This is a genomic window from Pseudomonas sp. RtIB026, from assembly GCF_016861355.2.
Classification (GTDB): domain Bacteria; phylum Pseudomonadota; class Gammaproteobacteria; order Pseudomonadales; family Pseudomonadaceae; genus Aquipseudomonas; species Aquipseudomonas peradeniyensis.
The window spans coordinates 281700-294934 of the sequence record NZ_AP023348.2 but is presented as its reverse complement, the minus strand read 5'-3'; the positions used below and the strand labels follow the sequence as shown (position 1 = coordinate 294934).

The window sequence follows — 13235 nt, the reverse complement described above, 5'->3', positions numbered from 1 at the left end:
TGGTGTTGTCGGTGGATGAATGTCGTAAACGCGCCATTGCAAGGCGCGCGCAGGCATCTGTACCACCGTGCCCGGTCATACCATCGCTGCAAAGGGTGGGAAAACCCTCACCAGACAAGAAACGATCGCTGCCGGGAGATACACGATGTTCAGCAAGCAAGACCAGATCCAGGGTTATGACGACGCACTGCTGGCGGCGATGAATGCCGAGGAACAGCGCCAGGAAGATCACATCGAGCTGATCGCCTCGGAGAACTACACCAGCAAGCGCGTGATGCAGGCCCAGGGCAGCGGCCTTACCAACAAGTACGCCGAGGGTTACCCGGGCAAGCGCTACTACGGCGGCTGCGAGCATGTGGACAAGGTAGAAGCCCTGGCCATCGAGCGCGCCAAGCAGCTATTCGGCGCCGACTACGCCAACGTCCAGCCGCACTCCGGTTCCTCGGCCAACAGCGCCGTGTACCTCGCCCTGCTGCAGGCCGGCGACACCATCCTGGGCATGAGTCTGGCCCACGGCGGCCACCTGACCCACGGTGCCAAGGTGTCGTCCTCGGGCAAGCTGTACAACGCCGTGCAGTACGGTATCGACACCAATACCGGTCTGATCGACTACGACGAAGTCGAGCGCCTGGCAGTCGAGCACAAACCGAAGATGATCGTCGCCGGCTTCTCGGCCTACTCCAAGACCCTGGATTTCCCACGCTTCCGTCAGATCGCCGATAAAGTCGGCGCGCTGCTGTTCGTCGACATGGCCCACGTCGCCGGCCTGGTCGCCGCCGGCCTGTACCCCAACCCGATCCCCTTCGCCGACGTGGTCACCACCACCACCCACAAGACCCTGCGCGGTCCGCGTGGCGGCCTGATCCTGGCCAAGAGCAACGAAGAGATCGAGAAGAAGCTCAACGCCGCCGTGTTCCCCGGCGCCCAGGGCGGCCCGCTGATGCACGTGATCGCCGCCAAGGCGGTGTGCTTCAAGGAAGCGCTGGAGCCTGAGTTCAAGAGCTACCAGAAACAGGTCATCGAAAACGCCCAGGCCATGGCCCAGGTGTTCATCGACCGTGGCTACGACGTGGTCTCCGGCGGCACCGACAACCACCTGTTCCTGGTCAGCCTGATCCGCCAGGGCCTGACCGGCAAGGACGCCGACGCAGCCCTGGGCCGCGCCCATATCACCGTTAACAAGAACGCCGTGCCCAACGACCCGCAGTCGCCGTTCGTCACCTCGGGCCTGCGTATCGGCACCCCGGCCGTCACCACCCGTGGCTTCAAGGTCGCCCAGTGCGTGGCGCTGGCCGGCTGGATCTGCGATGTGCTGGACAACCTGGGCGACGCCGATGTCGAGGCCGATGTGGCCAAGAACGTCGCCGCCCTGTGCGCCGACTTCCCGGTCTACCGCTGAGTGGAGCAGAACACCATGCAACGTTATTCAGGCTTCGGCCTCTTCAAGCACTCCCTCAGCCACCACGAGAACTGGCAGCGCATGTGGCGCACGCCGACCCCTAAAAAGGTCTACGACGTGGTCATCGTCGGCGGTGGCGGCCATGGCCTGGCGACCGCCTACTACCTGGCGAAAGAGCACGGCATCACCAATGTGGCGGTGGTCGAGAAGGGCTACCTGGGCGGCGGCAACACCGCCCGCAACACCACCATCGTGCGTTCCAACTACCTGTGGGACGAGTCGGCGCACCTGTACGAACACGCCATGAAACTGTGGGAAGGGCTGTCCCAGGACATCAACTACAACGTGATGTTCTCCCAGCGCGGCGTCTACAACCTGTGCCACACCCTGCAGGACATCCGTGACTCCGAGCGTCGGGTCAACGCCAACCGCCTCAATGGCGTGGATGGCGAGCTGATCCGCACCGAGCAGGTCGCGGCCGAGATCCCGTACCTCGACTGCTCGAAGAACACCCGCTACCCGATCCTCGGCGCCACCGTGCAGCGCCGTGGCGGCGTGGCCCGTCACGACGCCGTGGCCTGGGGCTTCGCCCGTGCCGCCGACGCCCTGGGCGTGGACCTGATCCAGCAGACCGAGGTGATCGGCTTCCGTAAAGAGAATGGCGCCGTGATCGGCGTTGAAACCAACAAGGGTTTCATCGGCGCCAAGCGCGTCGGCGTGGTCACCGCGGGTAACTCCGGGCACATGGCCAAGCTGGCGGGCTTCCGCCTGCCGCTCGAATCGCACCCGTTGCAGGCACTGGTATCGGAGCCGATCAAGCCGATCATCGACAGCGTGATCATGTCCAACGCCGTGCACGGCTACATCAGCCAGTCCGACAAGGGCGACCTGGTGATCGGTGCCGGCATCGACGGCTGGGTCGGCTACGGCCAGCGCGGTTCGTACCCGGTCATCGAGCACACCCTGCAGGCGATCGTCGAGATGTTCCCGATCCTCTCCCGCGTGCGCATGAACCGCCAGTGGGGCGGCATCGTCGACACCACCCCCGACGCCTGCCCGATCATCTCCAAGACCCCGGTGAAGAACATGTTCTTCAACTGCGGCTGGGGCACCGGCGGCTTCAAGGCCACCCCGGGCTCGGGCAACGTCTTCGCCGCGAGCCTGGCCAAGGGCGAGATGCACCCGCTGGCCGCGCCATTCTCCATCGACCGTTTCTACAACGGTGCGCTGATCGACGAACACGGCGCCGCTGCCGTCGCCCACTGACCCGGAGACAACCGTCATGTTGCAAATCTTCTGTCCCCACTGCGGCGAGCTGCGCTCCGAGGAAGAATTCCACGCGTCGGGCCAGGCGCACATCGCCCGCCCGCTGGACCCGAACGCCTGCTCCGACGAGGAGTGGGGCACCTACATGTTCTTCCGTGACAACCCGCGCGGCATCCACCACGAACTGTGGGACCACGTCGCCGGTTGCCGCCAGTACTTCAACGTCACCCGCGACACCGTGACCTACGAGATCCTGGAAACTTACAAGATCGGCGAGAAGCCTCAGGTCACCGCCGCCTCGAAACAGAGCACCGCGCCAGCGACCGCCAAGGGCCAAGGGGAAAAAGTATGAGCCAGACCTATCGCCTCGCCAGCGGCGGCCGTATCGACCGCAGCAAGGTGCTGAACTTCAGCTTCAACGGCAAGACCTACCAGGGCTATGCCGGCGACACCCTGGCCGCCGCGCTGCTGGCCAACGGTGTCGACATCGTCGGGCGCAGCTTCAAGTACTCGCGCCCCCGCGGGATCATCGCCGCCGGCACCGAAGAGCCGAATGCGATCCTGCAGATCGGCTCCAGCGAAGCCACCCAGATCCCCAACGTGCGCGCCACCCAGCAGGCCTTGTATGCTGGCCTGGTGGCCACCAGCACCAACGGCTGGCCGAACGTCAACAACGACATGATGGGCATCATCGGCAAGGTCGGCGGCAACATGATGCCGCCTGGGTTCTACTACAAGACCTTCATGTACCCCAAGTCGTTCTGGATGACCTACGAGAAGTACATCCGCAAGGCGGCGGGCCTGGGCCGTGCGCCGCTGCAGAACGACCCGGACAGCTACGACTACATGAACCAGCACTGCGACGTGCTGATCGTCGGCGCCGGCCCTGCCGGTCTGGCCGCCGCGCTGGCTGCTGCCCGTAGCGGTGCCCGGGTGATCCTGGCCGACGAGCAGGAAGAGTTCGGCGGCACCTTGCTCGACAGTCGCGAAACCCTCGATGGCAAACCGGCCGCCGATTGGGTCAATGCCGTGGTGGCCGAGCTGGAAAGCCTGCCGGAAGTCACCCTGCTGCCGCGCAGCACGGTCAACGGCTACCACGACCACAACTTCCTTACCATCCACGAGCGCCTCACCGACCACCTCGGCGACCGTGCGCCGATCGGCCAGGTGCGCCAGCGCGTGCACCGTGTGCGTGCCAACCGCGTGGTGCTGGCCGCTGGCGCCCACGAGCGTCCGCTGGTGTACGGCAACAACGACCTGCCGGGCAACATGCTCGCAGGCGCCGTATCGACCTACGTGCGCCGCTATGGCGTGGCCCCGGGCCGCAAGCTGGTGCTGTCGACCAACAACGACCACGCCTACCGCGCCGCGCTGGACTGGCACGACGCCGGCCTGCAAGTGGTCGCCATCGCTGACGCCCGCCACAATCCACGCGGTTCGCTGGTCGAAGAAGCCCGCGCCAAGGGCATCCGCATCCTTACCTCCAGCGCCGTGATCGAGGCCAAGGGCAGCAAGCACGTCACCGGTGCCCGCGTGGCCGCTATCGATGTGCAGGCGCACAAGGTCACCAGCCCTGGGGAAACTCTCGACTGTGATCTGATCGCCACCTCCGGCGGTTACAGCCCGGTGGTGCACCTGGCCTCGCACCTGGGCGGTCGCCCGGTGTGGCGTGAAGACATCCTCGGCTTCGTGCCGGGCGATGCCCCGCAGAAGCGCGTGTGCGTCGGTGGTGTGAACGGTGTCTACGCCTTGGGCGATGTGATCGCCGACGGCTTCGAGGGCGGCGTGCGCGCCGCCACCGAGGCCGGCTTCAAGGCCAGCGTCGGCACCCTGCCGAAAACCCTGGCGCGCAAGGAAGAGGCCACCGTGGCGCTGTTCCAGGTGCCCCACGACAAAGGCACCGCCCGTGCGCCGAAGCAGTTTGTCGACCAGCAGAACGACGTCACCGCCGCCGCTATCGAGCTGGCCACCCGCGAAGGCTTCGAGTCGGTCGAGCACGTCAAGCGCTACACCGCCCTGGGCTTCGGCACCGACCAGGGCAAGCTGGGCAACATCAACGGCCTGGCCATCGCCGCCCGTTCGCTCGGCATCGGCATCCCGGAAATGGGCACCACCATGTTCCGCCCCAACTACACGCCGGTGACCTTTGGCGCGGTGGCGGGCCGGCACTGTGGCCACCTGTTCGAGCCGGTGCGCTTCACCGCCCTGCATGCCTGGCACATCAAGAACGGCGCCGAGTTCGAGGACGTCGGCCAGTGGAAGCGCCCGTGGTACTTCCCCAAGCCCGGCGAAGATATCCACACCGCCGTGGCCCGCGAATGCAAGGCCGTGCGTGACAGCGTCGGCCTGCTGGATGCCTCGACCCTGGGCAAGATCGATATCCAGGGCCCGGACGCCCGCGAGTTCCTCAACCGCATCTACACCAACGCCTGGACCAAGCTCGACGTGGGCAAGGCCCGCTACGGCCTGATGTGCAAGGAAGACGGCATGGTCTTCGACGACGGCGTGACCGCCTGCGTTGGCGACAACCACTTCATCATGACCACCACCACCGGTGGCGCCGCCCGCGTGCTGCAGTGGCTGGAGCTGTACCACCAGACCGAATGGCCGGACATGAAGGTGTACTTCACCTCGGTCACCGACCACTGGGCGACCATGACCCTGTCCGGCCCCAACAGCCGCAAGCTGCTGGCCGAGGTCAGCGACATCGACCTGGACAAGGAAGGCTTCCCGTTCATGAGCTGGAAGGAAGGCCTGGTCGGCGGCGTGCCGGCGCGGGTGTTCCGCATCTCGTTCACCGGCGAGCTGTCGTACGAGATCAACGTCCAGGCCAACTACGCCATGGGCGTGCTGGAACAGATCGTCGAGGCGGGCAAGAAATACAACCTGACCCCGTACGGCACCGAGACCATGCACGTACTGCGCGCCGAGAAGGGCTTCATCATCGTCGGCCAGGACACTGACGGCTCGATGACCCCGGACGACCTCAACATGAGCTGGTGCGTCGGTCGCAACAAACCGTACTCGTGGATCGGCCTGCGCGGCATGAACCGCGAGGACACCGTGCGCGAGAACCGCAAGCAGCTGGTGGGCCTCAAGCCTGTGGACCCGAACGTGTGGCTGCCGGAAGGCGCCCAGCTGGTGTTCGATCCCAAGCAGCCGATCCCGATGGACATGGTCGGCCACGTCACCTCCAGCTACGCGGCCAACTCCCTGGGCTATTCGTTCGCCATGGGCGTGGTCAAGGGCGGTCTCAAGCGCCTGGGTGAGCGGGTGTATTCGCCCCAGGCCGACGGCAGCGTGATCGAGGCCGAGATCGTGTCTTCGGTGTTCTTCGATCCGAAGGGCGAGCGGCAGAACGTCTAAGGCTTGCGGCTGGTAACGCCGGGCCCTGTGGGAGCGGGTTCACCCGCGAATGCGATGTTGGCTGTACCGCCGCATTCGCGGGTAAACCCGCTCCCACAGGTTCGGTGTCGCTCTGACCCACAGAATTCAAGGCAGGTAAGAAATGAGCGCTATCAACGTCTTCCAGCAAAACCCGGGCTCCGATGCCAAGGCCCAGTCGCCGCTGCACCACGCCGACCTGGCCAGCCTGGTCGGCAAGGGCCGCAAGAACGCAGGCGTGACCCTGCGCGAAAAGAAACTCCTCGGCCACCTGACTATCCGTGGCAACGGCCATGACCAGGCCTTCGCTGGCGGCGTGCACAAGGCCCTGGGCCTGGAGCTGCCGGTGGCCCTGACCGTGGTCGCCAACAACGAGATGTCGCTGCAATGGGTGGGCCCGGACGAGTGGCTGCTGATCGTCCCCGGCGGCCAGGAGTTCGCCGTCGAGCAGAAACTGCGCGACGCCCTCGACGGCCAGCATATCCAGGTGGTTAACGTCAGCGGCGGGCAGACCCTGCTCGAGCTGCGCGGCCCCAACGTGCGCGACGTGCTGATGAAATCCACCAGCTATGATGTACACCCGAACAACTTCCCGGTCGGCAAGGCTGTCGGTACCGTGTTCGCCAAGTCGCAGCTGGTGATCCGTCGCACTGCCGAGGACACCTGGGAGCTGGTGATCCGCCGCAGCTTCTCAGACTACTGGTGGCTGTGGCTGCAGGACGCGTCGGCCGAGTACGGCCTGGCCATCGAAGCGTAAGGAGCATTACCCATGAGTCGGGCACCGGACACCTGGATTCTCACTGCCGACTGCCCGAGCATGCTCGGCACGGTCGATGTGGTGACGCGTCATCTCCACGAGCAGCGCTGCTACGTTACCGAGCACCATTCCTTCGATGACCGGCTGTCGGGGCGGTTCTTCATTCGTGTTGAGTTCCGCGCCCCGGACGGTTTCGACGAGGATGCCTTCCGTGCGGGGCTGGCCGAGCGCAGCGAGGCGTTCGGCATGGCCTTCGAGCTGACCGCGCCGAATCACCGCCCCAAGGTGGTGATCATGGTGTCCAAGGCCGACCATTGTCTTAACGACCTGCTGTACCGCCAGCGTATCGGCCAGCTGGCCATGGACGTGGTCGCGGTGGTGTCCAACCATCCTGACCTGGAGCCGCTGGCGCACTGGCACAAGATTCCCTACTACCATTTCGCCCTCGACCCGAACGACAAGCCGGCGCAGGAGCGCAAGGTATTGCAGGTGATCGAGGAGAGCGGTGCCGAGCTGGTCATTCTTGCCCGTTACATGCAGGTGCTGTCGCCGGAGCTGTGCCGGCGGCTGGATGGCTGGGCGATCAACATCCATCACTCGCTGCTGCCGGGGTTCAAAGGCGCCAAGCCGTATCACCAGGCCTACAACAAGGGCGTGAAGATGGTTGGCGCCACGGCCCACTACATCAACAACGACCTGGACGAAGGGCCGATCATCGCCCAGGGCGTCGAGGTGGTGGACCATGCCCACTATCCCGAGGACCTGATCGCCAAGGGGCGCGATATCGAGTGCCTGACCCTGGCGCGGGCGGTGGGGTATCACATCGAGCGGCGGGTGTTCCTAAACGCCAATCGCACTGTCGTTCTCTGATCGAGTGCCGGGGCTGCTGCGCAGCCCTTTCGCGGCACAAGGCCGCTCCTACAGGGATCGCATTCCCTCTGTAGGAGCGGCCTTGTGCCGCGAAAGGGGCGCGCAGCGGCCCCAGCTTTTGTCCTGCCGCAAAAAGACATCCCCCTGTCGCATCCAGTCACCGCCCCACCTCCCATCCAGCCCACAATCCCCTTCATCCAGTAACACAGGCCGCCCACGGAAAGGCGGCGCTTTCCACCACCGCTGCATAAATACAAATCAAGCGAGGTAAGAAGCATGTCTGGTAACCGTGGAGTGGTGTATCTCGGCGCGGGCAAGGTCGAGGTGCAGAAGATCGACTACCCCAAGATGCAGGACCCGCGCGGCAAGAAGATCGAGCACGGCGTCATCCTCAAGGTGGTCTCCACCAACATCTGCGGCTCCGACCAGCACATGGTCCGCGGCCGCACCACCGCCCAGGTCGGCCTGGTCCTGGGCCACGAAATCACCGGTGAAATCGTCGAAATGGGCCGAGACGTCGAGCGCCTGAAAATCGGTGATCTGGTGTCGGTACCCTTCAACGTCGCCTGCGGCCGCTGCCGCTCGTGCAAAGAGATGCACACCGGCGTCTGCCTCACCGTCAATCCGGCCCGCGCCGGTGGCGCATACGGATACGTCGACATGGGCGACTGGACCGGCGGCCAGGCCGAGTATGTGCTGGTGCCCTACGCCGACTTCAACCTGCTGAAACTGCCGGACCGCGACAAGGCCATGGAGAAGATCCGCGACCTGACCTGCCTGTCCGATATCCTCCCCACCGGTTACCACGGCGCTGTCACCGCCGGCGTTGGCCCGGGCAGCACCGTCTACGTCGCGGGCGCCGGCCCGGTCGGCCTGGCTGCCGCCGCGTCCGCCCGCCTGCTGGGCGCCGCCTGCGTGATCGTCGGCGACCTCAACCCGGCCCGGCTGGCTCACGCCAAGTCGCAAGGTTTCGAAGTGGTCGACCTGTCCAAGGACACCCCGCTGCACGAGCAGATCATAGATATCCTCGGTGAGCCGGAAGTGGACTGCGCCGTTGACGCTGTCGGCTTCGAGGCCCGTGGTCATGGCCACGAAGGCGCCAAGCACGAAGCCCCGGCTACCGTGCTCAACTCACTGATGCAGGTGACCCGCGTGGCCGGCAAGATCGGTATTCCGGGCCTGTACGTGACCGAAGATCCGGGCGCGGTGGATGCCGCCGCCAAGATCGGTGCCCTGAGCATCCGCTTCGGCCTGGGTTGGGCCAAGTCGCACAGCTTCCACACCGGGCAGACCCCGACCATGAAGTACAACCGCCAGTTGATGCAGGCGATCATGTGGGATCGCATCAATATCGCAGAGGTGGTGGGGGTGCAGGTGATCAGCCTGGATCAGGCGCCGGAGGGGTATGGCGAGTTTGATGCGGGGGTGCCGAAGAAGTTTGTGATTGATCCGCATAAAACATTTAGTGCGGCGTGAGTCATTGAGAGAGCAAAGCCCCCCCCTTCGGGGGCTTTGTTGCTTTGAATAATTTAATTGTTATTCTGGCGCGTGCTGTTGTTCTTTGTGACGGCTTGAAAAGCTATTTCGAACTGCTCATTAAATTTAGCTTTTCCAATCTGGCCTTCAATTGCGTCATTTTTTTTGTCGAGTTTTACAAGCTCTGCCTCGTGAAGATTTATCTCAAAGGGTAGCTTGTCAATTCTTACAAGGTTGGAAAGTAGCGAGGATTTTTCGGTTTCTAGTTTCTCGCGATTTTTGTGGTGCATTTTTTCCTTGCCGTAGACATTTCTGTCGGTTTCCAATTCCGTGGCAATGGTTTGTAGTCTGGCTTCCATTTTTGGCTGATTTTTCTTTAGTTTGCTTAACTCGTTTATTTTATTTGTTTTGTTCTCTTGGTGAAAAATTTGGTCTTTTACAATAGGGCGCAATTGATCCTGTATTGAATTGAGCTTCTTCATATGCCCGCTTGGATCGGTGTAATTTACTGGGTCATTTGAGCAGTAAGCATATGCGTTAATGTTGCCGTCCTCAAAAGGACTTAAGTTGTCGGGTGAGTGGAAACGCATCAACATTGGACTGTAGGCTCGATAGCCCTTTCCGAGTAGATAGGTTCCTGAGATGGTAGGAGATTCCGCACTGAACCTCAGGTGAGGTCCATGTGCGTTTCCAGGGGGATCAAATCCGTAAGCCGTGTACGATAACTCATGTACCTCCTGGATTGAATGTTTACGCAATACAGAACCTTGAATGTCTGTTGTAAGTAAAGATATTGTCGAGGAAAAGTGGTGTTTATTTGGCATGGCATTCTCCGAATGGTTTGGGTTCTCCAATCTTTAAATTGCAGTAAAGGAGCACATCTGGCTACTGGCAAAAATGCTAGGCCTGAGGAAAGGTCCTACTTAAAATAAGGCTGTGTCCCACTGACTGTTTGAGGGCGCAGGAAATATCCTGCGCAATCTGTCGATACACGTCTGATTGTCCAGGGAAATCCTGCCCACTAGGCTTTCCCGGTCGCTGTCGGTTCAGCGATCGGGTGTGGAAACCCGGCGGTTAGCATGGTTGTTGTCGTCATGACGGCTGTACGCGGGAGGCCTCTAGGCCTGCCGGGTTCACCATGCACCGGTCTTTCCACCCCGTGTACAGCTGTCACCCTGATGTGTGGAAACGGATGGGTGGCACCCAACACAGCATGGTGCCTCGATGAAAAAGATCGTCCCCGACCCACCCCACCAATTCGCCTTACCCCCCGACAAATCCCTCGCCCGCGCCATCCACGACGGTGTCGTGCCCATGGAATACGTGCTGGCCAACGTCTCCCACTACCTGATGTTCGCCTTCAGCGACAGCCACCGGGCGCTGGACCGCATCGAGGACGAGGAGACGCGGCAATTGCTCAAGCTTGGGCTAAGAGCCATGCAGATCGCCTGGGGGCAGGCGGATGCGCTGGCCAGTGCGGTGGAAAACAGAGCTGGCCAGTAAATGTCCATCGCGGGGCAAGCCCGCTCCCACGAATGACCCAGCGCCGCGTGGGAGCGGGCTTGCCCCGCGATATGGCCCTTGTAATGAACACCGATGGCCGGCCCGGAACAAACCCCCTGCACTCCAGTCCAACCCCTCGTTTCCCGGCCATTCCGGCCGACGAGGTCCCCCGATGAAAGCATTCACCCTGGCAACCCTGATGACCCTGGCCGCAAGCCCGGTGTTCGCCTTCAACCTCAGCGACGCGGCCAATGCCGTCTCGGCCATGCAGAACCAGAATCAACAGGGCCAGGTGCAGGCGCCGGCCGGCCAGGCCAACCTGCTCAATACCTTGGGCAGCGAATTGAAGATCACCCCCGAGCAGGCCATCGGCGGCGCCGGGGCGATGCTGGGGCTGGCGCGCAACAACCTCAGCGGCGATGACTATGGGCAACTGACCAAGGCCGTGCCGGGGTTGGACCTGCTGTCGGGCACCAATGCGCTGGGTGGGTTGAGCGGGCTGGGGCAGTTGCTCGGCAATGACAAGAACAGCTCGGCGTTGGGCAATGCGTTGGGCGGTGAGGTGCAGAACCGCAACGACCTGGACACCGCCTTCAAGGCGCTGGGCATGGATACCGGGATGATCGGGCAGTTCGCGCCGTTGATCCTGCAGTACCTGGGGCAGCAGGGGATTGCCGGGTCGTTGCTGCAGAACCTGGGGAGCCTGTGGAATAGCCCTGCGCCGTTGAGCCAGCCATCGGTCTGAGCGCCAGACGCGGGCAGGGTAGGAGCGGCCTTGTGCCGCGAAAGGGCTGCGTAGCGGCCCCAGGTTCCCAGCGTTTTAGGCCAAGAGTGCAGGGGCCGCTGTGCGGCCCTTTCGCGGCACAAGGCCGCTCCTACAAGGGACTGCGAAATGCTGTAGGCGCGGGCTTCAGCGCATCTCGGCGCGCAGTTGCTCGATCCGCTGGTCCTTCTCCAGCCACAGCTGGTTCACCCAGGCCTGCACGGTCTGGCGGAAGGCCGGGTCGTTCTCGTAGTCGCCTTCGCTCAGCGCCGGATCCAGCTCGCGCACGCGGATGTCGATGATCACCCGGCTGATGCTGCCGTTGAGCAGGTCCCAGAAACCCGGCGCCTTGTCGCCCGGGTAGACGATGGTCACGTCGAGCAGCGCATCCAGCTGCTCGCCCAGCGCCGCCAGGACGAAGGCCACGCCGCCGGCCTTGGGCTTGAGCAGGTGGCGGTAGGGCGACTGCTGCTGTTGGCGCTTGGCCTCGGTGAAGCGGGTGCCTTCGAGGTAGTTGACCACGGTCACCGGCTGGCGCTTGAACAGCTCGCAGGCGGCCTTGGTGATCTCCAGGTCCTTGCCCTTGAGTTCGGGATGCTTGTCGAGGAAGGCCTTGCTGTAGCGCTTCATGAACGGGTAATCCAGGCCCCACCAGGCCAGGCCCAGCAGCGGCACCCAGATCAGCTCCTTCTTGAGGAAGAACTTGAAGAACGGCACGCGGCGGTTGAGGCTTTCGATCAGCGCCGGGATATCGACCCAGGTCTGGTGGTTGCTCACGCACAGGTACGAGGTGTCCTGGCGCAGGGTGTCGACGCCGCGGATGTCCCACTGGGTGGGGATGCACAGGGCGAAGATGGCCTTGTCGACTTCCGACCAGGTCTCGGCGATCCACATCACCGCGGCCGACGCGTAGTCGCGGCCACGGCCTGGGAGTACCAGCTTGAGCAGGGCGAAGACCAGCAACGGGCCGATCATCACCAGGGTGTTGAGCAGCAGCAGGGTAAGGGTGAGGGTGCCGGTCAGCAGGCGACGCATAAGGAGACTCTTGTTGGTGTGAGGTAAACGGTGGCTAATGATAAGCAGGGCAGTGGCCTACGCCAAACGTCGTACGTCCATTCACTGGGACAAATGTTTCACATTGTGTTGTTTACCCTGTTGCAACGAACCTATCCTGCCTGCGCAGTCTAAGCACTGACCCCTCTCAAGGAAGCCTGCCCCGTGAAACCCCTGCTTGCCCTGCTGTCCCTTCTGGCGCTGCCGGTGATGGCCGCCGAGCCCACCCTGTACGGTCGCTACGAGAACATCGCCCTGCCGGAGATCGGTGAAACCCTCAAGGCCAAGATGGACACCGGCGCCTACACCGCGTCGCTGTCGGCCAAGGATATCGAGCTGTTCACCCGCGACGGTGAGGACTGGGTGCGTTTCCGCCTGGCCACCAAGAATGCCAATGGCAAGGTCTACGAACACAAGCTGGCGCGCATCAGCAAGATCAAGAACCGCGCCGACGAGGAAGAAGAAGGCGATGCCCCCGAGCTGTCGCGCCGCCCGGTGGTCGACCTGGAGCTGTGCCTGGGCGACGTGAAGCGCACCGTGGAGGTCAACCTGGTCGACCGCAGCAGTTTCAACTACCCGCTGCTGGTGGGCGCCAAGGCCCTGCGCGAGTTCAAGGCGGCGGTGAACCCGGCCAAGAAGTTCACGGCGGGCAAACCGGACTGCTGATTTCGCATTTGGGGGCGCTTTGCGCCCCTTTCGCGGCGCAAGGCCGCTCCTACAGGTATTCGCGTTTCCCTGTAGGAGCGGCCTTGTGCCGCGAAAGG

12 protein-coding genes are annotated in these 13235 nt (G+C 63.2%); 10 read left to right on the top strand and 2 right to left on the bottom strand.

Annotation, left to right across the window (positions count from 1 at the left end):
* The first annotated feature begins 145 nt into the window (after positions 1 to 145).
* The 7 genes from PRtIB026_RS01390 (at position 146) to fdhA (ending at position 9152) form a co-directional block, all read left to right on the top strand.
* The gene (locus PRtIB026_RS01390) at positions 146 to 1399 is read left to right on the top strand and encodes a serine hydroxymethyltransferase (RefSeq protein ID WP_203649757.1); all 1254 of its coding nucleotides are present in this window, start codon (positions 146 to 148) and stop codon (positions 1397 to 1399) included.
* Between the two features lie 15 nt (positions 1400 to 1414).
* Positions 1415 to 2665: a sarcosine oxidase subunit beta family protein gene (locus tag PRtIB026_RS01385; protein WP_110735299.1), complete on the top strand. Its 1251-nt coding sequence runs from the start codon at positions 1415 to 1417 to the stop codon at positions 2663 to 2665.
* A gap of 16 nt (positions 2666 to 2681) precedes the next feature.
* The gene (locus PRtIB026_RS01380; protein WP_028688435.1) at positions 2682 to 3017 is read left to right on the top strand and encodes a sarcosine oxidase subunit delta; all 336 of its coding nucleotides are present in this window, start codon (positions 2682 to 2684) and stop codon (positions 3015 to 3017) included.
* Entirely contained in the window at positions 3014 to 6031 is a 3018-nt protein-coding gene (locus PRtIB026_RS01375; protein WP_203649759.1) for a sarcosine oxidase subunit alpha, read from the top strand. Before PRtIB026_RS01380 ends, PRtIB026_RS01375 begins: the two co-directional genes overlap by 4 nt.
* A 142-nt stretch (positions 6032 to 6173) precedes the next feature.
* The gene (locus PRtIB026_RS01370; RefSeq protein ID WP_186731738.1) at positions 6174 to 6806 is read left to right on the top strand and encodes a sarcosine oxidase subunit gamma; all 633 of its coding nucleotides are present in this window, start codon (positions 6174 to 6176) and stop codon (positions 6804 to 6806) included.
* A gap of 12 nt (positions 6807 to 6818) precedes the next feature.
* Entirely contained in the window at positions 6819 to 7676 is an 858-nt protein-coding gene (purU, locus tag PRtIB026_RS01365) for a formyltetrahydrofolate deformylase (protein ID WP_203649762.1), read from the top strand.
* A gap of 276 nt (positions 7677 to 7952) precedes the next feature.
* Positions 7953 to 9152 (top strand): formaldehyde dehydrogenase, glutathione-independent, encoded by a 1200-nt coding sequence (gene fdhA, locus PRtIB026_RS01360; RefSeq protein WP_011536143.1) that lies wholly within the window; start codon positions 7953 to 7955, stop codon positions 9150 to 9152.
* A 53-nt stretch (positions 9153 to 9205) separates the two neighbouring features.
* Here fdhA and PRtIB026_RS01355 read toward each other — a convergent pair whose 3' ends face one another.
* Positions 9206 to 9976 carry an RHS repeat-associated core domain-containing protein gene (locus tag PRtIB026_RS01355; RefSeq protein ID WP_203649764.1) on the bottom strand — a complete coding sequence of 257 codons (771 nt, stop codon included), beginning with the start codon at positions 9974 to 9976 and terminating at the stop codon, positions 9206 to 9208.
* 400 nt (positions 9977 to 10376) lie between these two features.
* Between PRtIB026_RS01355 and PRtIB026_RS01350 the strand changes: the two genes are divergently transcribed.
* Both PRtIB026_RS01350 and PRtIB026_RS01345 read left to right on the top strand, forming a co-directional pair.
* Positions 10377 to 10655 carry a hypothetical protein gene (locus tag PRtIB026_RS01350; RefSeq protein ID WP_062572570.1) on the top strand — a complete coding sequence of 93 codons (279 nt, stop codon included), beginning with the start codon at positions 10377 to 10379 and terminating at the stop codon, positions 10653 to 10655.
* A 172-nt stretch (positions 10656 to 10827) separates the two neighbouring features.
* The gene (locus PRtIB026_RS01345) at positions 10828 to 11400 is read left to right on the top strand and encodes a DUF2780 domain-containing protein (RefSeq protein ID WP_203649766.1); all 573 of its coding nucleotides are present in this window, start codon (positions 10828 to 10830) and stop codon (positions 11398 to 11400) included.
* 165 nt (positions 11401 to 11565) lie between these two features.
* Here the strand turns inward: PRtIB026_RS01345 and PRtIB026_RS01340 are convergent, their stop codons facing one another.
* On the bottom strand, positions 11566 to 12453 hold the full coding sequence (locus tag PRtIB026_RS01340) for an acyltransferase (RefSeq protein WP_186712626.1): 888 nt from the start codon (positions 12451 to 12453) through the stop codon (positions 11566 to 11568).
* A 183-nt stretch (positions 12454 to 12636) separates the two neighbouring features.
* On the opposite strand from PRtIB026_RS01340, the gene PRtIB026_RS01335 reads away from it, so the two are divergent.
* Positions 12637 to 13137, top strand: coding sequence for an ATP-dependent zinc protease (locus PRtIB026_RS01335; protein WP_203649768.1), 501 nt, complete (start codon positions 12637 to 12639; stop codon positions 13135 to 13137).
* Positions 13138 to 13235 lie beyond the last annotated feature (98 nt).